Source organism: Palleronia rufa (assembly GCF_000743715.1).
Lineage (GTDB): Bacteria > Pseudomonadota > Alphaproteobacteria > Rhodobacterales > Rhodobacteraceae > Palleronia > Palleronia rufa.
On record NZ_JQEY01000001.1, the window covers coordinates 630710 to 652689 of the forward strand.

Annotated in this window: 21 protein-coding genes and 3 pseudogenes; 8 read left to right on the forward strand and 16 right to left on the reverse strand. The window is 65.6% G+C overall.

Features of this window, described 5'->3' with window-relative positions; translation table 11 throughout:
• Window positions 1-236: 236 nt before the first annotated feature.
• The 4 genes from KW83_RS02985 to dnaQ are packed head-to-tail and all read left to right on the forward strand — an operon-like array spanning window position 237 to window position 2923.
• Window positions 237-827: a Maf family protein gene (locus KW83_RS02985; protein WP_036174172.1), complete on the forward strand. Its 591-nt coding sequence runs from the start codon at window positions 237-239 to the stop codon at window positions 825-827.
• Entirely contained in the window at window positions 824-1657 is an 834-nt protein-coding gene (locus tag KW83_RS02990; RefSeq protein WP_036174175.1) for a shikimate dehydrogenase, read from the forward strand. The genes KW83_RS02985 and KW83_RS02990 overlap by 4 nt, the downstream gene beginning before the upstream one ends.
• Before the next feature lie 38 nt (window positions 1658-1695).
• Window positions 1696-2247 carry a dephospho-CoA kinase gene (gene coaE, locus KW83_RS02995; protein WP_051928168.1) on the forward strand — a complete coding sequence of 184 codons (552 nt, stop codon included), beginning with the start codon at window positions 1696-1698 and terminating at the stop codon, window positions 2245-2247.
• Entirely contained in the window at window positions 2240-2923 is a 684-nt protein-coding gene (gene dnaQ, locus KW83_RS03000) for a DNA polymerase III subunit epsilon (protein WP_036174181.1), read from the forward strand. The genes coaE and dnaQ overlap by 8 nt, the downstream gene beginning before the upstream one ends.
• On the opposite strand, the gene secB is transcribed toward dnaQ, so the two are convergent.
• Window positions 2920-3435 (reverse strand): protein-export chaperone SecB, encoded by a 516-nt coding sequence (secB, locus tag KW83_RS03005; protein ID WP_036174182.1) that lies wholly within the window; start codon window positions 3433-3435, stop codon window positions 2920-2922. The two genes, dnaQ and secB, sit on opposite strands and share 4 nt — an antisense overlap.
• A gap of 17 nt (window positions 3436-3452) precedes the next feature.
• Window positions 3453-3983, reverse strand: a complete 531-nt coding sequence (locus KW83_RS03010; protein ID WP_051928170.1) for an FxsA family protein — start codon at window positions 3981-3983, stop codon at window positions 3453-3455.
• A gap of 105 nt (window positions 3984-4088) precedes the next feature.
• Here KW83_RS03010 and KW83_RS03015 point away from each other — a divergent pair, with 105 nt between their 5' ends.
• Genes KW83_RS03015 through KW83_RS03025 form a run of 3 tightly spaced genes read left to right on the forward strand, consistent with a single transcriptional unit; the run spans window position 4089 to window position 6369 of the window.
• Window positions 4089-4748 (forward strand): Tim44/TimA family putative adaptor protein, encoded by a 660-nt coding sequence (locus KW83_RS03015; protein WP_036174185.1) that lies wholly within the window; start codon window positions 4089-4091, stop codon window positions 4746-4748.
• Window positions 4749-4795: 47 nt separating this feature from the next.
• Window positions 4796-5779, forward strand: coding sequence for a murein transglycosylase A (mltA, locus tag KW83_RS03020; protein ID WP_051928243.1), 984 nt, complete (start codon window positions 4796-4798; stop codon window positions 5777-5779).
• On the forward strand, window positions 5779-6369 hold the full coding sequence (locus KW83_RS03025) for a Smr/MutS family protein (RefSeq protein WP_036174188.1): 591 nt from the start codon (window positions 5779-5781) through the stop codon (window positions 6367-6369). Before mltA ends, KW83_RS03025 begins: the two co-directional genes overlap by 1 nt.
• Here KW83_RS03025 and KW83_RS03030 read toward each other — a convergent pair.
• The 11 genes and pseudogenes from KW83_RS03030 to KW83_RS03075 form a co-directional block, all read right to left on the reverse strand.
• Complete coding sequence (locus KW83_RS03030; RefSeq protein ID WP_036174190.1) at window positions 6355-7572, reverse strand: MFS transporter; 1218 nt, start codon at window positions 7570-7572, stop codon at window positions 6355-6357. The genes KW83_RS03025 and KW83_RS03030 overlap by 15 nt on opposite strands.
• 202 nt (window positions 7573-7774) lie before the next feature.
• Window positions 7775-8041 carry a hypothetical protein gene (locus KW83_RS03035; RefSeq protein WP_036174193.1) on the reverse strand — a complete coding sequence of 89 codons (267 nt, stop codon included), beginning with the start codon at window positions 8039-8041 and terminating at the stop codon, window positions 7775-7777.
• A 94-nt stretch (window positions 8042-8135) separates the two neighbouring features.
• Window positions 8136-8336, reverse strand: a pseudogene (locus KW83_RS19555) (integrase core domain-containing protein); the annotation flags it as partial.
• Between the two features lie 147 nt (window positions 8337-8483).
• Window positions 8484-9416 (reverse strand): annotated as a pseudogene (locus KW83_RS03040) (IS5 family transposase).
• 43 nt (window positions 9417-9459) lie between these two features.
• Window positions 9460-9646: pseudogene (locus KW83_RS20395) on the reverse strand (IS5/IS1182 family transposase); the annotation flags it as partial.
• An 81-nt stretch (window positions 9647-9727) separates the two neighbouring features.
• Window positions 9728-10006: a helix-turn-helix domain-containing protein gene (locus tag KW83_RS03050; RefSeq protein WP_036174196.1), complete on the reverse strand. Its 279-nt coding sequence runs from the start codon at window positions 10004-10006 to the stop codon at window positions 9728-9730.
• Complete coding sequence (locus KW83_RS03055; RefSeq protein ID WP_036174200.1) at window positions 9975-10247, reverse strand: BrnT family toxin; 273 nt, start codon at window positions 10245-10247, stop codon at window positions 9975-9977. Before KW83_RS03055 ends, KW83_RS03050 begins: the two co-directional genes overlap by 32 nt.
• Window positions 10248-10968: 721 nt before the next feature.
• Window positions 10969-11736 (reverse strand): glycosyltransferase family A protein, encoded by a 768-nt coding sequence (locus tag KW83_RS03060; RefSeq protein WP_036174217.1) that lies wholly within the window; start codon window positions 11734-11736, stop codon window positions 10969-10971.
• Complete coding sequence (locus KW83_RS18970; RefSeq protein WP_051928172.1) at window positions 11733-13103, reverse strand: hypothetical protein; 1371 nt, start codon at window positions 13101-13103, stop codon at window positions 11733-11735. The genes KW83_RS03060 and KW83_RS18970 overlap by 4 nt, the downstream gene beginning before the upstream one ends.
• 252 nt (window positions 13104-13355) lie before the next feature.
• A complete protein-coding gene (locus tag KW83_RS03070) occupies window positions 13356-14105 on the reverse strand; it encodes a TetR/AcrR family transcriptional regulator (RefSeq protein ID WP_235191344.1) in 750 nt (249 codons plus the stop codon).
• Between the two features lie 420 nt (window positions 14106-14525).
• Entirely contained in the window at window positions 14526-15551 is a 1026-nt protein-coding gene (locus tag KW83_RS03075; RefSeq protein ID WP_327203956.1) for an IS110 family RNA-guided transposase, read from the reverse strand.
• 92 nt (window positions 15552-15643) lie between these two features.
• Here KW83_RS03075 and KW83_RS03080 point away from each other — a divergent pair, with 92 nt between their 5' ends.
• Window positions 15644-16624, forward strand: coding sequence for an IS481 family transposase (locus KW83_RS03080; protein ID WP_036174220.1), 981 nt, complete (start codon window positions 15644-15646; stop codon window positions 16622-16624).
• A gap of 432 nt (window positions 16625-17056) precedes the next feature.
• On the opposite strand, the gene recA is transcribed toward KW83_RS03080, so the two are convergent.
• From recA to KW83_RS03095, 3 genes are all read right to left on the reverse strand, one after another.
• Window positions 17057-18136, reverse strand: a complete 1080-nt coding sequence (gene recA, locus KW83_RS03085; RefSeq protein WP_036174223.1) for a recombinase RecA — start codon at window positions 18134-18136, stop codon at window positions 17057-17059.
• Window positions 18137-18290: 154 nt separating this feature from the next.
• Entirely contained in the window at window positions 18291-19868 is a 1578-nt protein-coding gene (locus tag KW83_RS03090; RefSeq protein WP_407667838.1) for an ATP-binding protein, read from the reverse strand.
• A 528-nt stretch (window positions 19869-20396) separates the two neighbouring features.
• Complete coding sequence (locus KW83_RS03095) at window positions 20397-21560, reverse strand: RsmB/NOP family class I SAM-dependent RNA methyltransferase (protein ID WP_036174226.1); 1164 nt, start codon at window positions 21558-21560, stop codon at window positions 20397-20399.
• Window positions 21561-21980 lie beyond the last annotated feature (420 nt).

Below are 21980 nucleotides of genomic sequence, written 5' to 3' on the forward strand. Positions count from 1 at the left end.
TGGAAAATACTTTTATAGTAGTATGTTAGGTACGAAGTAACTGTCGTATTCCCATGTGGAGAACTCTATGGATGGTCTGGGATTGACAGGCATCGATCCGCAGGACGGGATTGCGGCTCGGTCTCCGTGGACGGAATGCGGTTGGATCCGGGGCAAGAAGCGGGTTATTCGGCGAGAACGACGATGACATGATCTGTCCCCGTCGCCGTACCGCGGTTGTCCACAGGGTTGCCAGCATGCTTGTCCTCGCCTCCGGTTCAGAGATACGCGCTTCGCTGCTGCGGGCCTCGGGGCTGGACTTCGCCACAGACCTGCCACGGATAGATGAAGAAAGCATGAAGCTGTCCCTTGCCGCAGAAGATACCAAGCCACGCGACATCGCGGAGGCGCTGGCTGAGACCAAGGCGCGGAAGGTTGCCGGCCGCCGGCCGGGAGACCTGGTGCTCGGCTGCGATCAGGTGCTCGATCTCGGCGGACGGATCTTGTCAAAGCCCGACACGCCCGAAACCGCCCGCGCGCAGCTTGCTGCGCTGTCGGGCAAGAGGCATCTGCTTCACTCCGCCGTCGTTGCCCATGAAGGCCCCGCCCCCGTGTGGCGGCACGTCGGGACTGCCCGGCTTGCCATGCGTCCGCTGAGCGCGCGGTATATTGACGCCTATGTGGCGCGGAACTGGGACAGCGTCCGGCACGCGGTGGGCAGCTACAAGCTGGAGGAAGAAGGCATGCGCCTTTTTTCCGCCATAGACGGAGATTACTTCACCGTACTGGGGCTTCCGATGCTGCCACTCTTGTCGTGGCTCATCGACCGCGGCTATCTGGAGTCATGACCGACCCGATCCCCCTGGCAGCCGTGCTGGGACAGCCTGTCGCCCATTCCAGATCCCCCGTGCTTCATGGCCACTGGCTGCGCCGCTACGGGCTCCGGGGCCACTATGTCCCTCTGGAGGTGTCGCGGCAGAACCTCCGCCGTGTGCTTGAGACCATGCCGCGCATGGGTTTCGTGGGTTGCAACGTGACGATCCCCCATAAGGAGGCAATCGTGGATCTGGCCGGCAGCGTAACAGACCGGGCGGCGCTGATCGGGGCGGCGAACACGGTGGTGTTTCGTGAGGACGGGACGATTCTGGCCGATAACACCGATGGCGTCGGGTTCATCGAGAACTTGCGGCAGGGTGCTCCGGGCTGGTCTGCGCCCGCGGGTCCGGCGGCGGTGTTCGGAGCTGGCGGTGCGGCGCGCGCGGTGGTCGTGTCGCTGCTCAACGCCGGCGCGCCGGAAATCCGGTTGACGAACCGCACCCGGTCCCGCGCGGACTCTCTGCGGCAGGAGTTCGGTGCGCGTATCTCGGTTTACGACTGGCGGCAGGCGGGCAACATGCTCGACGACGCTCTGACGGTGGTGAACACGACATCCCTGGGGATGGAGGGCGAGCCCGCGTTCCGCGTTCCGCTGGACGGGCTGGAACCGGACGCGCTGGTGACCGATCTGGTCTATACTCCCCTTGAGACAGAGCTTTTGCGGACGGCCCGGGCACGCGGTTGTCGGGTGGTGGACGGGCTGGGGATGCTTTTGCACCAGGCGGTCCCGGGGTTCGAGCGCTGGTTCGGCAGGCGCCCGGACGTCGACGACGCGCTGCGCGACGCGGTGCTGCGGTCTTGAGCGGGCCGCTCAGGATCGGGCTGACCGGTTCGATCGGGATGGGCAAGTCCACGACCGCGGCGATGTTCCGCGATCTGGGGGTGCCTGTCTGGGACGCGGACGCGGCGGTGCATCGGCTATACGGGCCCGAAGGCGCCGCGGTCGCACCCCTCCGCGCGGTGCGCCCGCTGGCTGTTGGACCGGATGGCGTGGACCGCGCGGCGCTGTCGGACTGGATCGCGGAGGATCCGGACGCCCTGTCCCGGATCGAGCGGATCGTACATCCGCTGGTGGCGCGGGACCGTGCCGCTTTCGTCTCTGACACCCAGGCGGCGATGGTGGTGCTCGACATCCCGCTGCTCTTCGAGACCGGCGGCGAAAATGCGGTGGACCTGACCGTGGTGGTCTCTGCTCCGCCTGAGGTGCAGCGGACGCGCGTCCTGGCCCGAAACGGCATGACCGATGCCCGGTTCGATGCTATTTTGGCGCGCCAGATGCCAGACGCGGAAAAGCGCGCCCGTGCCGACGTGGTTGTGCCGACCGTGTCGATGGCCGAAACTCGCGCGCATGTCGAACGGTTGATCGAGGATCTGAGGAACCGCCATGCGTGAGATTGTCCTGGACACCGAAACCACCGGATTCGAGCCCGAGAGCGGCGATCGGATCGTCGAGATCGGTGCGATCGAACTGATCGGCCATATGCCTACGGGCCGGGTGTTCCACGAGTATATCAACCCGGAACGGTCCATGCCCCAGGATGCATTCGAGGTTCACGGCCTTGGCGACGCGTTTTTGAGCGACAAGCCAGTGTTCCGCGACGTGGCAAAGGCCTTCCTGGAGTTCGTGGGCGACGCGCGGCTGGTGATCCACAATGCCGCGTTCGACATGAAATTCCTGAATGCAGAGCTTGGATGGGCGGGGCTGCGCCTTTTACCTCAGGATCAGGCGCTCGACACCCTGGCGATCGCCCGCAAGCGGTTCCCGGGGTCGCCAGCATCTCTGGACGCGCTCTGTCGGCGGTTCGGGATCGACACGTCCAGCCGGACGCTGCATGGCGCCCTCCTCGACAGCGAGATCCTGGCTGACGTCTACCTGGAGTTGATCGGTGGACGGCAGCCGGATTTCGGTCTGTCCACGGCTCCCGAGAGGGAGACCGCCAGCAGCACCGCCTGGCGGCCGCATCCGCGCCCGGCACCCCTGCCCCCGCGCATCACCGACGCAGAGGCCGCCGCCCACGCCGCCTTCGTCGAGCGTCTGGGCGATGCGGCGGTTTGGAAAGCGCTCTAGGCCGTGCCGGTGGGCTGCTGCTGCTGGGCCTTGGCGCGCTGGGCGATGCCCTGGCGGTAAAGTGCCACGAAATCGATCGGCTCCAGGTTCAGCGGCGGAAACCCACCGTCATGCGTCACATCCGACACGATCCGGCGGATATAGGGGAACATCAGCCGCGGCGCCTCGATCAGCAGGAACGGGTGAAGCTGCTCCTTGGCGACGTTCGACACCTGGAAGACGCCGCCGTATTCAAGCTCCATCAGGAACAGCGTGTCCTCCGACTCCTTGTTCTTGGAGCGGATCGTGAACTTGCCGATCACGTCGTATTGGTCGTCCTGATCGCGCTTCTTGGCGTCCAGGCTGACCTGTACCGACACATCCGGCTGCACCTGTCCCTTGATGCCTTTCTGCGCCAAGAGGTTTTCAAACGACATGTCGCGGATGTACTGCGCCAGCGGGCGGATCTGCGGAACGGCGGGGGGGGCGCCGTTCTGTGCTTCGGGGGGCTTCGTGTCGGTCTCTTCGGCCATTGGTGGGTCTCCCGGTTCTATTGGCGTCCGGACCTACCATCGGACCCACCGCTGGTCCAGCCGGACGGGCGCCGGTCGGGATCGGGGCTCCTGATCTCGACCTCTGCATAGTCGGCGTCGATCACGTCTCCTTGAGCGTGGCGGGTGTGCTGCTCCCGGGGGCGGGCGGGGCCGGCCGTGTCCCGGGTCGAAAACGCCTGGACCCGGACGCGCTTTTTCATCTCCTTGATAAGCAGTTTGCGGACCCCGGGCACCAGCAGCGCGAAGCCGCAGGCGTCCGTGAAAAACCCGGGCGTCAGCAACAACGCGCCGGCGAAGAGGATCATCGCACCGTTGGCCAGCGGCTCCGCGGGGTCGCGCAGCTCATTGAAGGAGCGTCTGACCTGGCTCAGCGCCAGCGCCCCCTGAGAGCGGACCAGGGACGTTCCCAGGATCGCCGTGACCACGACGATCAGCAGGGTCGGCCACAGGCCGATGGCCCCGCCGACCTGGATGAACAGGGCGATTTCGATCAACGGAACCGCGATGAAGGCGGCAAGTAGCCACATGGCGCATCTCCTGGTCTTCGGGCGGGAATGGTGGACTTGAACCCGACCCGATCCTAGATAGGAACGGATTGCGATGATTTCACCCGCCCGAACACCAGAGGCCCCATGAACTCTGCCGTCATTCAGTTGCTGGTCCTTGCCGGGATCGCCGTATTTCTCATCTTGCGGTTGAAAAACGTCCTCGGAACCCGTGAGGGGTTCGAAAAGCCGCAGGTCCAGGCGTCTTCGGCCCAGACCCGCGCGCGCCCGGAGCTTGAAGTGATAGAGGGCGGTCCGGACCGCGACATCACCGACCACGTGGAGGACGGCTCGGACAGCGCCAAGGCTCTGGCCGCGATGAAGATGGCGGAGCCAGGCTTTTCGGTGAGCGAATTCCTTACCGGTGCGCGGCAGGCCTATGAGATGATATTTTCCGCCTTCGAAAGCGGCGACATATCCGATGTGCGGGGATTCCTGGGCCCCGATGTGGCAGAGGCGTTCGATGCGGTGATCGCGGAACGCAAGGAAAAGGGCCTGGTAATCGACAGCGAGATCGTTGGGGTCCGCGACGTGGAGTTGCGCCGCGCCACCTTCGACAGGGACACCCGGGAGGGGCAGGTCACCGTGCGTTTTCTGGCTGAATTGACCACCGTGGTCCGGGACGCCGAAGGCACCGTGGTTGAGGGCGATCCGAACGAAATCAAACGCCAGCACGACACCTGGACGTTCGGACGGCCCATGGGCACGGACGATCCGAACTGGCAGTTGGTCGCCACGGGCGAGTGATGCGTGCCGTCGTCGCGGTACTGTCATTCGCACTGGGGCTCTCCGCCATGACTGGCGCGCAGGCGGGGCCGGTGACCTACCGCGTGCTGGAATTCTCGGAACTGGAGGGCTGGGAGGCCGATGACCAGGCGGCGGCCCTGGCGGTCTTCCGCGAGACCTGCCGCGACATGCAGGATCCGGACTGGACGGTGCTGTGCAAGACCGCCGCGGACTGGGACGATGCCCGCACCTTTTTCGAGCTGCACTTCAGCCCCGTCCTGATCGAGGACGGCACGCCGATGCTCTTCACCGGCTACTATGAGCCGGAGCTGCGCGGTTCCCGGTATCGCGGCGGCCCTTATCAGTACCCGATCTACCGCCTGCCGGATGAGGCTGCCGACCGCCCTTTCCTGAGCCGCGCCGAGATCGAGGAATCCGGCGCCCTCACCGGACGGGGACTGGAGATCGCATGGATCGACGATCCCGTGGATGTCTATTTTCTTCAGGTTCAGGGGTCGGGTCGGGTGCGCCTGGACGACGGGACCGCGCTTCGGGTCGGTTACGGCGGCAAGAACGGCCACGAATACCGGTCCGTCGGCAAGGAACTGATCCGCTTGGGAGAGTTGGACGAGCACTCCGTCAGCGCCGACCGGATCCGCGACTGGGTGCGCGAAAAGGGCGAGGAGGGGCGCAAACTTCTGCAGCGCAACCCGTCCTATGTGTTCTTTCGTGAGGTCAACCAGGTGCCCGCGGACCGCGGACCGCTGGGGGCCATGAACCGTTCGATCACCGCGCTCCGGTCCATCGCCGTGGACCCGTCCCGCGTCACGCTTGGTGCTCCCGTCTGGATCGAGACCGACGGCGCCGAAAACATGCGCCGCCTGATGATCGCCCAGGACACTGGCGCGGCGGTCAAGGGGGCGCAGAGGGCGGACATCTTCTTTGGCACCGGGCAGGCTGCCGGTACGCGGGCCGGCGCGGTCAAGGAAGGGGGCCGGATGGTCGTGCTGATGCCGATCCAGAGAGCCTATGCGCTGGCCGAGCCGCTCTGATGGCCCGGCGCCGGGAGTTGCGCCCGGAAGAACGCGCGCTCTGGAAGCAGGTGGCCGACCGGACCTCGCCCCTCCACCCGCAGCGGCGCACCGCCCTGCCGGACGCGCTGGCGCCCAAGCCGCGCCCCTCCGACACCCCCCCGCGCGCCGACCTCTCCGGCTTTCGTCTGGGTGGCAGGGCACAGGCCGCACCGTCGCAGATCCGGACCGAGCCGTCGCTGTCCGACCGGTTGGCGGGCCAGCCGCTGCGCATGGATGCCAAGGCCTTCGGGCGGATGACGCGCGGCAAGCTGGTCATGGACGGGCGGATCGACCTCCATGGCCTGACGCTGGAAGAGGCGCATCCCCGATTGACCGGATTTCTCTTTGCGGCCCATGCGGACGGCAAGCGGTTGGTGCTGGTGATCACCGGCAAGGGCCGCGACCGGGACGACGGGACCCCCGTTCCCGTCCGGCGGGGCATCTTGCGCCATCAGGTGCCGCATTGGCTGTCCACGCCGCCCCTGTCCGCGCTCGTCCTGCAGGTGGCCCAGGCCCATCACCGCCACGGCGGCGCGGGCGCATTCTACGTGTACCTACGCCGGAAGTGACCTGCGCGCCCGCCCGATCCCGACCCCGACCAGCCCTGCGGCAAGCACGAAATAGACGGCGATCCCCAGCATCTGCTGCGGAAACGCCAGTCCGCGGTCGATCAGCACGCCGGTCACCGCAGGCCCGATGGCCGTCCCGAGCACCATGAGCGCGGCGGCCAGCGCCTTGATCCCGCCCAGATGGCGCGCACCGTAGAATTCCGCCCAGAACGCCGGCGGCACTGTATTCGCCATGCCCTGCGTCAGCCCCATCAGCGCGATGAAGATCCCCGCCGCCCAAAGCGTCGGGACCGCCGAAAACCCCGCGAAACCGGCCGCCATGGGCAGGATGACCAGCGGCATCAGGCGCGCGGTTCCGATGCGGTCCACCACCCAGCCGGCGGCGAACATGGACACGAAGGACGCCGCCGTGAACACCGGAAACAGCGACACGAGCCCCACGTGGCTCCAACCCTTTGCCTCCGCCAGATGGACCTGGTGAAAGAAGAATGCCGTCGAAAAGGCGGGCGGTGCGATCAGCATCGGCACCAGGAACCAGAACAGCGGATGGCGCAGCATCCGCCCACGGGTCCAGTGCCCGCCGCCCATGCCCAGGGCCTGGTCGTCTTCGGCAATGCTGCGGGGCGTGCGCTCCAACGTCAAAAGCGGTCGCAGCATCGGCAGGATCAGCAGGACGATGGCGCCCGCCAACAGCCAGAGCATCCGCCAGTCGAATGCGCCCATGAGGGCCACGAAGATCAGCGGCAGGAACGCTTCTCCCAGACCCACGCCGACCCGGCTGATGGACAGCGCCTTGCCCCGCGACGCGACGAACCAGCGCGCCATGGCCACGGTCGCCACCAGGGTCGCCATGCCCTGCCCGGCAAAGCGGAGCGCGAAGATGGCGAAGACCAGTGTCGTGCGCGACCAAGCCACCGCCATGAGCACACAAGCCAGCGCCAGAAGGAGCAGAACCGCAGGGCCCAGGACCCGCACCCGGAACGTGTCGGTCGCCAGACCCGCCCAGATCATCACCGCGGCCGATGCCGTGGTCCCGGCGGAATAGAGTACGCCCCAATCGCCATGGGACAGATCGAACGCCTGCCGGATCTGGCCCGCGAACACGGCGATAAAGAACGTCTGCCCGAAGGAAGAGGATAGGGTAAGCAGAACGCCGACCGTCAGGAACGGTGCGTTTCGACGAAGGAAGGTGAGGATCGACATATGCCCTCCTCGCGCCAAGCGCGGGGAAAGGGAAGCACTTGTCTTGCGACGCAAACGTAGAAATCCCGCGATGAGCCTGGCCGCACAGGACACGCCCAATTCCCGGACGCTGGGTCAGGTGACGCGACAGCGCGAATTGCCGCTTGTATAACTCGCGAAAAGTGACAGTTCCGAATGCCGTTTTCACGAACGTGGGGGAATGTCAGCAAACCGTGTCGGCGCTCTCCTGACCCAGCGACGATCGACCGGAATAGCGCGACGGGATCAGTGCCCCGCCGGGCCGCCATCCATCGGGAAAGCTATCAAGGTTCTTCGTGGCCGGACCGCGCCAGAGCTTGCGGAACCAGTCCTTCCGCTTGAGGTAGAGGTTATCGACGCTGTTGAGGTGATGGGCCTTGGGCGTCCGACGCCCGCGCCGCCCCTTGATGAGGATTTCGTAGGTGATCCCGCGCGCCCTCGCGGGCCGCATACTGGGGCGCGCCGTCGAAGAGCACGATCGCATCCGGCGCGACCTGCGGCACCATTGAACTGCTCCCCATCTCTTGGACAGGATCTGGCGGGATCTAAGCTTCTCTTCGGGTCTTCTGGTCAGGTTGCATGATCGTGTTGCCAGCGTGGGAGATCACGTCTGGCGGCTGTCCGCCATGGGCGGCGTGTGGCCGCCGGTGGTTGTAGAAGGCGATCCATCTGCCAACCCCTGCCTTGGCCTGCGGGCCGGTCTCCCGGGCGTGCAGATAGACGCATTCGTATGTGAGGCTGCACCACGCGACCATTGTCCTCGAACCGTCGCCTATCGGGCTCAAACCGATGGCGCCCCGATGGACAACCGGACAAGGTCTCGTCGTTCGATGAAGATGGGCTTTGTTGCGCAAAGACCGTAAATCCCGGACTTCCCCTTTCCCCGGACGCACTTATCCCGCAGGCTCTGTGATGGGTATGCCGAGCGCGGTGTAGCCGTTCAGCACGGCGGCGCGGACCTGAAGTTCGGCGACCTGGCGATCGAAGTCGCGCGCCAGGAGGCTCTGCCCCAGTAGCTTCACGCAATGCATCTTCGTCTCGGCGCGGCTCCGGCGGTGGTATCCGCTCCATTTTCGCCAGATGGCGCGGCCGAGGTATCTCGATGCGCGCAGAGCCTCGTTCCGGGCAATGGCGGCTGGGGTTGATGGCTTCCACGGCTTGGCATTCTTGCGCGGCGGTATGACGGCATGGGCGCCGCGGTCGGCGACGGCGTCATGGCACTTGCGCGTATCGTAGGCTCCGTCAGCGGTGATCGATCCGATCTCCACGCCGGCGGGGATCTGGTTGAGCAACTCGGGCAGCATGGGCGCGTCCCCGACGTTGCTTCCGGTGATCTCGATGGCTCGGATCTCCAGCGTSYGTTCRTCGACGCCGATGTGGATCTTGCGCCATAGACGGCGTTTCGCGCCGCCATGCTTGCGGGCGTTCCACTCGCCTTCACCCTCTGCCTTGATGCCGGTGCTGTCGATCAACAGGTTCAGCGGCCCATCTGAGCCGCGGTAGGGAATAGTCACGGACAAGGTCTTCTGGCGCCGGCTCAGTGTGCTGAAGTCGGGCACCGCCCAGTCGAGGCCGACCAGGCGCAGGAGGCTTTCAATGAACCCGGTCGTCTGTCGGAGCGCCATGCCAAAAAGGACTTTCATCGTCAGGCATGTCTGGATCGCGGCGTCGCTATATAACGGCTACCGGCCTCGCTTGCCGGTCGGCGGCCGCACCCAGACCATGTCCGGATCGAACCAGATCGTCAGGGAACCACGCTGCTTCAGCGCTTCGTTGTAGGCCGGCCAGTTCTTTGTCTTGTAGCTCGGCGGGATCGGTCTGCTCATGCAGGACAGCTACCACGCTGGATTGACGAGATGAATCCCTCACCCAGTCTTTGCGCAACAAAGCCCTTTCAATGAACCCGGTCGTCTGTCGGAGCGCCATGCCAAAAAGGACTTTCATCGTCAGGCATGTCTGGATCGAACCAGATCGTCAGGGAACCACGCTGCTTCAGCGCTTCGTTGTAGGCCGGCCAGTTCTTTGTCTTGTAGCTCGGCGGGATCGGTCTGCTCATGCAGGACAGCTACCACGCTGGATTCACGAGATGAATCCCTCACCCAGTCTTTGCGCAACAAAGCCATATGCAACTGTAGTACTAGCCGACGGCTGAGGCCACCATGTCCGGATCCTGCATGATGACGCGAACGTAGGCCACGGCGAAATCCGGGGCGGTGGTGCGGGCCTGTTCCCAGTCGCGCAGCGTGCCGATAGGAACGTGAAAGCGCCGGGCGAACTCGGGCTGCGACAGACCCAGCCGAGTGCGGGCGGTGCGGATCAGCCGGGCCCTCTGACCGCGCTCGAGGCCCTCGAACGTCACATCGCCGTCTTCCGAATCGGAAGGGTCAGCGGGGATCGCGATATCGTTTTTCTTCACCTGGATTGCTCCTTCTGACCGAAATGAACCGGGGCAGGTCGCCGCGCCACACAAACACGGCGGCATAAAGCTTGCCGTAGACTAAGCCCACGGCCTTGAAGCGCTCCTCGCCGTCTTCGGGGCGGATCGTCGGCACGACCAGATGATCCGGGTCCGCCATGACGGCATCGCCGAAGAGCAGCGGCAGGCCGTGTCGGTCCCGGTTGATCGCATCCTTGGCCGGGTCGAACCTGTCGCTCATGCTGGCACCATACGGAATTCCCGTATGTTCTGCAACGGATTTCACCGCGGCGGTGGGTCGCAACCAAAGCGCGAACCGAGGGCCGCTCCGCTCCACGGCAACCGGAACGTCCGGGACGGGTGTTATGTAATCCCATTTAGGGTTAAATCCGAGGCATACACCGTCCCGGCCTGAAACCGTCAGAGGTGACAAAAAGTTTGACGGTCGGCCCGCCCTGCGCTTACTCCTAGAAGTAATCCGGTAGGACGGAACGCAGGACAGGCCTTCAGCCCTTTTGGAAGGGGCCCCTGCTTCGAGGCACGCGAGTTCACCATATGTGGTGAGCCGACATGACCGCCTCCCAAGTTGGATTGTTGTGATCCCACCTTGGCACAGTGATGCCGTCGGGGGGCGGTTACACTATCAAAGCCAATCCCAATCGTCCCGAATACCCGATCAGCGCCGAGCGCGTTGCCGATGGACGCGTATACAAGTTCGCTGGCGAAGATGTCGCCATGTATCTCCGAGCCTCAGCCGACTGATCCGTTCGCCAAACGTTCTCAAAGACGTCCAAATATGCAAGTGAGGGCCTGTTGGGCCAACAAGGTCTCGCCGGGCGAGGAGCACGTCGCCCCCCCACACGGGGCGTGGATCGAAACGGAGGCATCGCGTCGGCGGGTTTGATCGGCGGGACCACGACGCGGATCGCTGGGCTCGCCTCGGCGTACCGGGGGGATCGGCCTTATCCGTTGTCGGACCCGCCCCCGGCGGTGCCGGCCGCCATGTGGCGCACCCGGTCGATGGCCAGGGGCTCGATCGCGCGGATGAGCGCCGTGCGCCCGCGGGCTTCGACGCTCTGGGACAGGTCCCGCCGGCGCTTGAAGATAATCGTGTCGCGGGCCACGTCATGCTCCCAGCCGCGCGCGGTCGCTTCCACGAACCACTGGTAATCCTCCATCGCGAAACCGCCGGCCACGTCGCGCGCGGGAAACCCGAGCTCCTGCCAGGCGGCGCGCGGCGCCATGCAGAGCGCGTCGTAGTAATTCGCGGTGGACATGACATGCGGCGAGAAGAACGGATCGTCCTGCGGGGGGTTGGCATAGACGTTCTGGATCGCGTCGAACTGCCAGTTCAGCTCGGGGTGCACGATGACCCGGCGGCCGGCGGTCCCGGCGACGTCCAGGCAATCGGCCGCGTTCGCCAGCCAGTTCTGTGAAAAGAGATCGTCGGCATCCAGAAAGGCCACGTAGTGGCCTTGGGCCTCTGCCACCAGCGCGTTGCGCGCAAGGCCCTGGTCGCGGCACGCGACCTCTATCCGGCGCCACGGCGCGAAGGCGGGCCGGTTGAAATAGGCGCGCGCGGCCGCGGTCGGCGTATCCATCCCGATGAGCCGTTCGACCCAGTGGCCTGCCGCCTCGGCCGCGGCGATGGCGGCTTCGGCGCTGTGCATGGTCGGACCGGCGACGTGGGTCTCGGCATGGACGGTCATGGCGAGGGTGATCGTGCTCATGCCATATCTCCTCGGCGGGGGGCCGCAATTGCGGCCTCGAACGCTCCGGGCGCCTCCAGGTCGGCGATCGGCACCAGCCGGCCGCGGTCGGCGGCGTCGAGGTGATGCGCGTCGGCCAGCCTGTTACGCACGATGGGGTCCTCACAGATCAGAAGGTCGATCATCGGCAGGATCCGGTAAAGCATCCCCTCGCGTGCGGGTATCAGGTGCCCCAGAGGCGTCGGCTGGTCGCACGGCGCGATCATCGCGATGTTGAAACCGGCGCGCAGGGCCCGCCCGTAGCTTTGCAGCGCCGCCGAGAAGAGCGGGGCGTGATCGGCGATCACCGCCGCCGGGCGCAGACTGCGCAGCAGATCCGCCAGGAGCCGCGTGTTGTCGTCCCGGTGGCGCCGCGCCTGATCGGGAATATGCAGGACGCGCAGCCCCGGTGGCACAAAGGGCAGGGGCGCGGGCGGCAGGGACGCGGTCTGCAGCACCACGACGTCCGCGGCGCCGAAGGCGGCCACGGCGGCGGCGAGCGTCCGCTCCACGACCGGCTCCGGCCCCCCGTCCCCGCCGGTCACGATCACCGCGCGAGCCCGCCGCCAGCCGAGCGCCGCCTGCATCCGGTACAAACACGCGATCCTGTCGGTGATCCGGGTGGTGGAGAAGGGCAGCACGCGCAGCCGCAGCGCGGCCGGCCAGACCCGCAGCACGGCGGGATCGTGGCGGGCGGCAAGGGTCACCATGCGCCCCAGCTCGCCCGTGGCCAGGCGATCGCGCAGATCGGCGTGGCGCGCGGCGAGGCGGTCGACGATTTGCGCGTCCGTCAGCCCCAGCACTTCGTTCATGCCCGCAAGGCTCGCCGGGGCGGCGTCGCGGCCCTCGGCGCGGCCCCGGGTGAGCCAGTGATCGAAAGGCGTGCCGGGATGGTCGGCTACGTCGGGATAGCGCCGCAGATAGGACCGGGTCGAGAACAGGCTGGTCGGATCGCGTCCCTCCCGCGCGCCGGCCTGGATATAGTGGGCGACCGGGTCGATCCGCTTGGCGGCGATGTCCGATTGGTGGGCGAAGTAGAAGGCGGCGTCGAAATGGGGCTTGATGCGGTCGTATTCGGCGCCGACGGTGGGCGGCCGTGGATTGAGCGCCGCAGCGCGTACCAGACGGTCGAGCGCCGCGCCGTAGTGGGGGGGAGCGTCCGGGGCGGTCGCCTCCGCCTCCGCCCAGGCGGCGTCCCGGATCCGCAGAGGGCCGCCGTAGGATGCCGGGCTTTCGGCGTCCGCCGCGTCCACGCGCGTTTGCGCTGCGGGCAGGGGACCGAGCGCCTGGACGGCCGACCTTGCCCTGAGGTAGGTGGCCCGCAGGATCGTATTCAGCCGCCGCGGCATCGCGCTTTTCCGTTCTTGGTGACTGTCTGACGTCCGGCTACGCCATGGTGAGGGGAAAAGACAACGCAACATTGCGCTGTCGCGCGATCCGGCCGACCGACCGCGGATGTCCTTTTCAATGCGGCGGGACCGGTCGGACTCAAGGGATCGTTTACGGGAGAGTGTGAAATCCCGCGCGAAGGCGGGACCGGATGTTCGTTCCGCAGGCGGCGAACGGAGCCTGATTTGACCGACGCGGCATGTTTGTGAACGTCATTTTTCGTGATCGTGGGCCGTGTCACTGTCGCGGTTGCCGAACCCTACGGACATCCGACGATACTCCAGCGGGCTCGACAGCGCGACGCTGCCCCGGGGCAGACCGAGAAGCCGGTCGCATATCGCACCCTCGGCCACCATCCTTGTGTCAAAATCGGCCGCCGCCGCGTCGGTGTCTCCGGCCAAGGCAGACTCTATCGCATTGGCAAGGATGACGCGGCGCCCCTGCGCCAAGCCAACGATCACCTCGGCGGTGAGTCCGGGATCGGCCAGATCGGACGTGCCGTCCTCGACACCTTCCGCGAGCATCCCAGTCAGGATCGGCTGCACCGTGGCAGAGGTCGCCTCGAATATCCGCTGGAACAGGACATCGTTGCCCGGTCGAGCCAGTATTTCGGCGAAGACCCGCAGCGAGTCCGGGTTTTCGGTGTTCCAGCGTAGCGACCCGCCGATGAAGGCATTCAGACGGGCAAGCGCGTTACCAGAGGTTTCCTTCCGCGCGGCCTCAGCGGCAACCAGCGCATGATCCGTCATGCGGGTCACGATCCCGGTCAGCAAGTCATCCTTGGCGGTGAAGTGGTGGTAGAAGCCGCCCTTGGAGATGTCGGCCACTTCCAGGACGTCGGCGATGGTCACGATTTCCCACCCCCGCTCCATGAACAGCGATTGAGCGGCGTCCAGGATCGCCTGGCGCCGGTCGGACGCGGCCATCCGATGGCGGCGGTGTGATCTGTTCCCTTCGGTCATTCTCGATCGCCCCTTGATTACAAACCGACAGTCGGTACGTATTCCCGAACGTCGCGCGTCAAGTCGTGCGGATCGACCGATGGCGCAGGGAGACAGCGAGAGATGGAAGAGACACCCAGGGGTCTGATGCCGAAGGGGGCAGAATCCTACGCTCTCATGAGCGCTTCAGGCTTTCCAAGCACACCAACACTACCCCGCAGTCGCGGGATGGTCAAAAACTATAGCCTGTGCATGGCGCTGGAGACGGCAATCCGAACCGATGGCTATCATGCTCTCATCCGCGGACTGGATACCGCCTGACGCTATTCGATGCGGGCTTGCCTCTCTCTAAGCTCGGATATCTGTCCCAACGTAGGCCGAGGGTTCCCCATCTTTGGCTGCCATCTCCAGCGTTCTGCACACGCAGGCTGACGTGGCCTTCTAGGCGGGCAGTGGCGTCTTGCGGGCGATGTCCCAGATGGACCCTGACAATTCACGGGCGATAGCCGCCAGCACGCGCGGTTGAGGTTTTCCCGCCCGCGACAGATGGCGGAACCGCTTGCACAACCGGGATTGCGCCTTCCAACCGATATCTCGGATCGGTTGCGGCAGGTGGGCCGACCGGCGCAGATAAGGCTGTCCTTCTTTCGGCGGGTGCCGGTAAGACCAGCTCGCTTCGACCAGCATGGTTCTGGCCAGGGCATTGCCGGTTCGGGTCAGGCGCCCCCGCCTTGTCGTGGAGCCGCTGGAATGTTCACTCGGCACCAGACCCAACCAGGCCATCAACTGGCGGGGGTTCTCAAAGCGGGTGATGTCGCCGATCTCGGCCACCACCGTCGCCGCGATCGTGGTGTTCACACCGCGCAAGGCGCGCAGCGCATCAACGACAGGGGCAAAGCGCCAAGTCGCGACCGCCTCTTCGATGGCCTTGTCCAAGATCGCTACGCGGACTTCGATCTGATCGATGGCGCGCTTCAACTCCTCGAAGGCGAGTTGCTGGTGGGAATAGGGGAAGCGGCGCAGTTCGGCGAGCCAGCGCCGATGACGCTTGGTCCAGTAAATGCCATTTCGGTAGGACAGCCCGTGGAGCAAGAGGAAGCTCTGCAAGTGTTGTTTGGCGGCCTTCAGGGCATCCATCGCCTGCTCCCGGGTGCGGATCAGATCGCGCATTGCTTCCTGCTCCTCGTCCGGCGTCCAGATCGGGGTGAGCTCTCCGGCCCGCCACAATCGCGCCAGCATCTCGGCGTCGCGCCGGTCAGTCTTGACGCGGTCTCCGGCTTTGCGCGGGATCATCGCCGGCGAGACTACCGCGCACTCGAACCCGAGCTTGGTCAGGAGCCGGTGCAGACCGTATCCACAGGGACCGGCCTCATAGCAGAAAGCCGGAACCTTGCCGGTTTCGCTCAGCCGCTTCGTGAGCCGTAGCACGGCATCGGCTGAATGGGCGATCGTGCCGTAGAACCTAATTGTTCAGTCCCGGACGATCACATAGACTCTCGCCGGTCTGCGCTCTTCATGGCAAGGTCGTTTCTGCGTGAGGTTCGGGATGGGGGACGATCATGCTGATCTCTCTTCACAAGCAGGCGACGACGACACCCAGGATCAGAGCTGCGATGCAGGCGAGCGATGAGCCGGCGTGGATGGTTGCGGAGCGCTACAGCATCTCCGAACAGACGGTCTGGAAGTGGCGCAAGCGGGATGGCGTTCACGACCACAGCCACACCGCGCACAGGCTGCAGACGACGCTGACCCCTGCCCAGGAGGCGGTTGCCGTAGCGTTGCGGAAGGCTCTGCTGTTGCCGCTCGACGACCTGCTGTCCGTCGTTCGCGAGTTCCTGAACCCGAACGTCTCGCGCTCCGGGCTGGATCGCTGTTTGCGGCGACATGGGGTGAGCAAGCTCCGCGACCTCACACCAAAGGCGCCGAAGCCTGCGCACAAGCCTTTCAGGGCCTATGAGCCCGGCTATCTGCATGTCGACGTGAAATACCTGCCGCAGATGCCGGACGAGCAGCGGCGACGCTACCTCTTCGTGGCGATTGACCGTGCGACCCGATGGGTCTTCGTCCGCATCTACCCAGCGAAGACGGCCGCCAACGCGCGCCGCTTCCTGCGTGACCTGGAGCGCGCCGCGCCGATGAAGATCACACGTGTTCTCACCGACAACGGCAAGGAGTTCACCGACCGGCTGTTCGGCCTGCGCAAGCGCGCGGCCACGGGCAACCACGAGTTCGACCGCCTCTGTGCCGACCTCGGGATCGAGCATCGCCTCGCACCACCGATGCGGCCGCAAACCAACGGCATGGTGGAGCGCTTCAACGGGCGGATCGAGGACGTCCTGCAGAGTCATCGCTTCCGATCAGGCGAGGACCTTGAGCAGACGATCCTGCGCTATGTCCGCCTCTACAACGGCCAGCTCCCGCAATCCGTCCTGAAGGGCAGAACGCCTATCGACGCCCTCAAGGACTGGCATCGCCAAAAGCCAAGGCTCTTCAAAAAGCGGCCATACAATCAAGCGGGATCTGACACCTACCGCTCATGACGACACCCTGTCCGCCGCACGATCGAAAGCTCTCCGCGCATCCTTTGGAATTGGAAGGCCAGCGACGACTGCCCGGGCCTTGTCGACATACCCTTGCCTCTTCTTGGCCGTCCAGTCAGGCGGCGACGCCACGAGCGAGCGGAGGTTGGACGTCTGGTCCGCAGCTTTGATTAGTGCAGCTGCTGGACGCTCAGGTGGGCAGGTCTAGACTTCTACAGAACACCTTGATGCCACCGCAGCGCAATCCGCGATAGCCGCCGTTCGGTCGCCGCGCCGCATCAAGTGATGTGGGCTCTCTCGGGTCATTCGCAGCGTCTTGTTCGAACGCCCGCTATTGCTTCAACGCCGCCTGACCAAACCTCCGATAGTCGGAGGTCTCCGGTGCGGTCAGGCTCATCGCGACATTTCGGGCCTTGCGCTCAGGACAGATGCTCACTCGTCCATCAGTTCGCTGTCATCTTCGGAAGACCGTTCGGAACCGCCGAAATCCAGGCCGTGGCTCGCGCGGATCTTGTCCTCTATCTCATAGGCGAGCGCCGGATGCTCCTTCAGAAAAACCTTGGCGTTTTCCCGGCCCTGCCCGATCCGCTCGTCCCCGTAGGAAAACCAGGAACCCGATTTCTCGACCACACCGGCCTTCACGCCAAGATCCAGAAGTTCCCCGGTCTTGGAGATCCCTTCGCCATACATGATGTCGAATTCGACCTGCTTGAACGGCGGCGCGACCTTGTTCTTGACAACCTTCACGCGGGTCTGGTTGCCAACGACCTCATCGCGGTCCTTGATCGCGCCGATGCGGCGGATGTCGAGCCGGACGGAGGAATAGAACTTCAGCGCGTTGCCGCCGGTCGTCGTCTCGGGGCTGCCGAACATCACGCCGATCTTCATGCGGATCTGGTTGATGAAGATGACGGTACAGCCGGACCGGTGGATCGAGCCGGTCAACTTGCGCATCGCCTGGCTCATCAAGCGGGCGTGAACACCGACGGAACTGTCGCCCATATCGCCCTCGAGCTCGGATTTGGGGGTCAGGGCGGCGACGGAATCCACCACCACCATCGACACCGCACCCGAGCGGACCAGCGTATCGGTGATCTCCAGCGCCTGCTCTCCGGTGTCGGGTTGTGAGATCAGCAGCTCGTCGAGGTTGACGCCCAGCTTGCGGGCGTACTGCGGATCGAGCGCGTGCTCGGCGTCCACAAAAGCGCACACCCCGCCCTTCTTCTGCTCCTCCGCCACGCAATGCAGCGTCAGGGTGGTCTTTCCGGAACTCTCCGGGCCGTAGATCTCGACGATCCGGCCCTTCGGTATCCCGCCGATACCCAGAGCGATGTCGAGCCCCAGAGACCCGGTAGAGGTCGAGGCGATATCCGGAACCGGGTTATCGCCACCGAGCTTCATGATCGAGCCCTTGCCGAATTGCCGCTCGATCTGCGCAAGCGCCGAGTCGAGTGCCTTCAGCTTATCCGCGTTCTTTTTGTCCGCCATGTCCAGAATGCCCGCCACGCCCATGTTGCGCTCCTTGTTTCATGTCCGCCTATCGACGACAACGACTGCTTCGTTCGCCTCTTGTTCTTGATCGCACAATGAGATCAAAGACAGAACGTTGCAAGTCCGAATTCGGTCCCGGCCCGCCCAACGTGGGCCGCAGATGGTAAAGAAAGCCTTACGAAAGGAGCGATTCTATAGTTGCGATCAGCTCCGACAGAGAAAACGGCTTTTGCATGAACACGGAACTCGGGATCTGCGCCTGATGTTCGGAGAAGCTCTCTTCGGCGTAGCCCGACATGAACACGACCTTCACGTCGGGCCGTGATTCGAGCGCTTCGCGCACCCAGGACGGGCCGTCCCTGCCGGGCATGATGACGTCGGAGAGGAACACGTCGATCGAGAGGTCGGGATTGGTCGCAATCTCCAGCGCGGCTTCGGCATTCTCGGCCTCCAGCACGGTGAAGCCGCGCAGCTTCAGCGCCCGTGCGGCGAAGGCGCGCACCGGAGCCTCGTCCTCCGCCAAGAGGATCACACCGGTCGCGGGCGCTTCGGCGCGCGGCGAGACGGCATCCTTTCCGGGGGCCGGCTTCACCTCCGGGTGGTCATGCGCGGGAAAGTATAGCGTAAATATCGTACCCTCGCCGACGACACTGTCGGCAAAAATGTAGCCGCCGGTCTGTTTGACGATGCCATAGGCGGTGGACAGACCCAGCCCGGTGCCCTCGCCCTGGCGCTTGGTCGTATAGAACGGCTCGAAAATCTTCGTGAGCCGGTCGGGCGGGATCCCGGTGCCGGCATCCTCCACCCGCACCACTACGTAGTCGCCCACCGGCACGGTCACCCTGTCGCGGGTCAGGGGCTCATGCAAGGTCGACATGCCGGTCGTGACATGAATACGCCCGCCGGAAGGCATGGCGTCCCGTGCGTTCACCACGAGGTTCATGATGACTTGTTCGAGCTGGCGCTTGTCCGCCCGCACCATTTTCACGCCCGGCTCATGGGTAACGTCGAGAAACACTTTTTCGCCCACCAGCCGGTTCAGAAGGTGCATGAGATCCGACAGCGTGTCGCGCAGATCGACCGTCTCGGGGCGGAGATTCTGCTTGCGCGAGAAGGCCAGCAACTGGCGCACAAGGCTCGCCGCGCGGTTCGCATTCTGGTTGATCTGCTCGAGATCTGCGAAATCCGGATCGTCCACGGTGTGGCGCAGCAGCAGAAGGTCGCAATGACCGCTGATCGCCGTCAGCAGGTTGTTGAAGTCGTGGGCCACGCCCCCGGCAAGCTGGCCGATCGCCTGCATCTTCTGGGACTGAACGAACTGCGCCTCCAGCGTCTTGAGTTCGGTCGCATCCTGAAGAACCGCGATCAATCGGGCGTCGTCCTCCGCATTGATGCGGTCGAGCGTGATCTGTACGAAGATGTCGCCCGCCGCGCGGGAGGCGCGGCCCACCTCGGGACGGTGAACGGCGCGGCCGGCGAAGGCCTCTCCGAGCCATTCTCCGACCGATCGGCCCAGCCCTTCGAGCAGGTTCGCCAGCGGCGGCGTCTCACCGGGTTCGATGCAGAGCAGGTCCCGGGCGGCCCGGTTGGCCACGGCGACGGTGCCGGACCGGTCAAGTTCGATCAGCGGGACCGGCAGGGCGTCGAAGCCGAGCGTCGGTCCAGCCAGCGTGGGCGTGGCGCGGGAGGGCGGCGCGGGGCGCGGTTCCACCTGCCACAGCAATGTGCCTTCACCCGCGTCGCGGACCGTCATACGCCGGCGCTCTTCGTCCCGTCCCACCCACCGCTCGGCGCTGCCCTCCGACAAGGCCTGTTCGCGCAGGTCGGTAAGGACCGCATCCGGATCGGCGGTGGTCTGCGCCAGGATCGTGCGCACGTCCAACGCCCCCTTGCGCGTCCACAGCACGTCGCCCATGGCGTCGGTCAGGGTCACGGGATGGCGCGCTTCGGCAAAGAGCGCGCGAAGCGTCCTGGCCTGCCACCGGCGCGACAGGGCACGGCGCCCGCCCACTGCCACAACCGCGATGGCAATCGTCGCGAAGGTCGTAGCTGCGGCCACAAGCGCAAGGCCGGGCGCGCGCCACGGCAAGACAAGCGCCGCGCCAAGAAGGGCCACCGCCAGTCCGATCAGAAAGAAGGACCGCGGCACGAGGCCCGCGGCCACCGTTTCTGGTGTCAATCGGATGTCGGACACGATGCCTCCTCGTACTGGGGCCGTCATGGACCGCAGACCTTTAAGGGCGCGTTAATTCGCGTCGCCGGAACAGGCGCCTCGGCGCAACTATGAGTTGTCCGCCAGCACGGCGCAATAGAAACCGTCACCGTCGTCGAGGGGCGTCAGACGCATCTCCGACATCACGACGAGCCCGAGCCTATGGGCGGCGGAGCGGGCCTGGACCACGTTTTCGGACTCCAATAGCGAGCAGGTCGCGTAGACCAGCGCCCCCCCGGCACGCAGATGCGCGTGAGCGGCGTCGAGAACGTCAGCCTGGAGCGCGCGCAACTCTTCCAGGCGGGCGGGCGTGAGGCGGATCTTGCCCTCCGGCGAGCGCCGCCACGCGCCGCTCCCCGAACAGGGCGCGTCGACGACAACGACATCGTAAGGCGGTTCCGCCCGCAGGTCTGCCGTGTCGCGCCGCGCGACCTGCAGCCCGGCCCGGTCGGCGCGCGCGGGCAGGTCCGCCATCCGCCGAGGCGCCGCGTCGTGGGCATGGTAAAGCGCGGCGTGGCGGTCGGCCATGGCCAGCGTCTTGCCGCCGCCTCCCGCGCAATAATCCAGGATCCGGGTCGCGCCGGCCAAGGGAATGGCGTCCACGACCGCTTGGCTGGCCGCGTCCTGCAACTCGACCAGGCCGGTCGCATAGGCGCGCGAACCCGCGATCCGCCGCGCACCGTCGGTCACCTCCAGCGCGGTGGGCGACAGCGGGTGCGGGCGTGTGTCGATCCCGTCGGCGCGCAGCGCCAGGATCGCCGCGTCGCGGCTGCTCCGCGAGAGGGAGACACGCAGATGCACCGGGGCGCGGGTCCGCAGCCGTTCCATAACCGGCGCGAAATCGCCGCCAAGACTGGCCTGAAGTTCCGGGGCCAGCCACCGAGGGCAATCGAGCGCTGTCAGCGGATCGAGCGGCAAAGGCGATGCGGTCTCCGCCTCCGTCAGCGGCGGCGGACCGTAGGCGCCGCCGATGAAAAGGTCCTCGGGCCTGCTGTCCATGCCGCGCAAAAGGCCGATCATGCGTGCGCGCCCGTCCTCACCGCCGCCCAGCGCCGCAGAGGACCACCAGCGGCGCACTGCGTCGAAGACGTGGTCGCGCACCGCCGCGCGGTCGCCGGAACCGGCGTAGCGCGCGCCGCGGGCCCAGCGGGTGAGCGCGCGCTCTGCTGCCTCACCGGTCGCGATACGGTCAAGGATCCCTATCGCCGCCTGAACACGGGCCGCCGGAGTCAACGCGGGTCGTCCATGAGGGCCGTCCAGCGAATTGGTGGTTCGCGGCGCCTGTGTCGGTCAAGCATCCCTGAGGCCCTCCTGCGGATCGGCATTTTCGGAACGCCCGGCAGATCGTCGCAATGGCCATCACGCCGTTCGATCACGCTGGAACGTGTCAGTGGCTCTGCTCCGCCGTCACGGCGGCGCGCGTCCTCGCACCGCATCCGGTGCACGGTTTACGCCCCGGGGCGCCCGCTGGGAAGGGCGGCCGTCAAGCGCGAGCGGCCCGGCAGATACCTGCACCAAGGCCCTCGAAACCGCCCGTCCCGATCAAGCGTCGCTGAACGATTTTCAGGAACCTTCCCGCACTGGAAGACTGTTGATGTCGTATGGATCTCTGTTAACATACGATGATCATTGATAATATCGGCCGCTCATCGA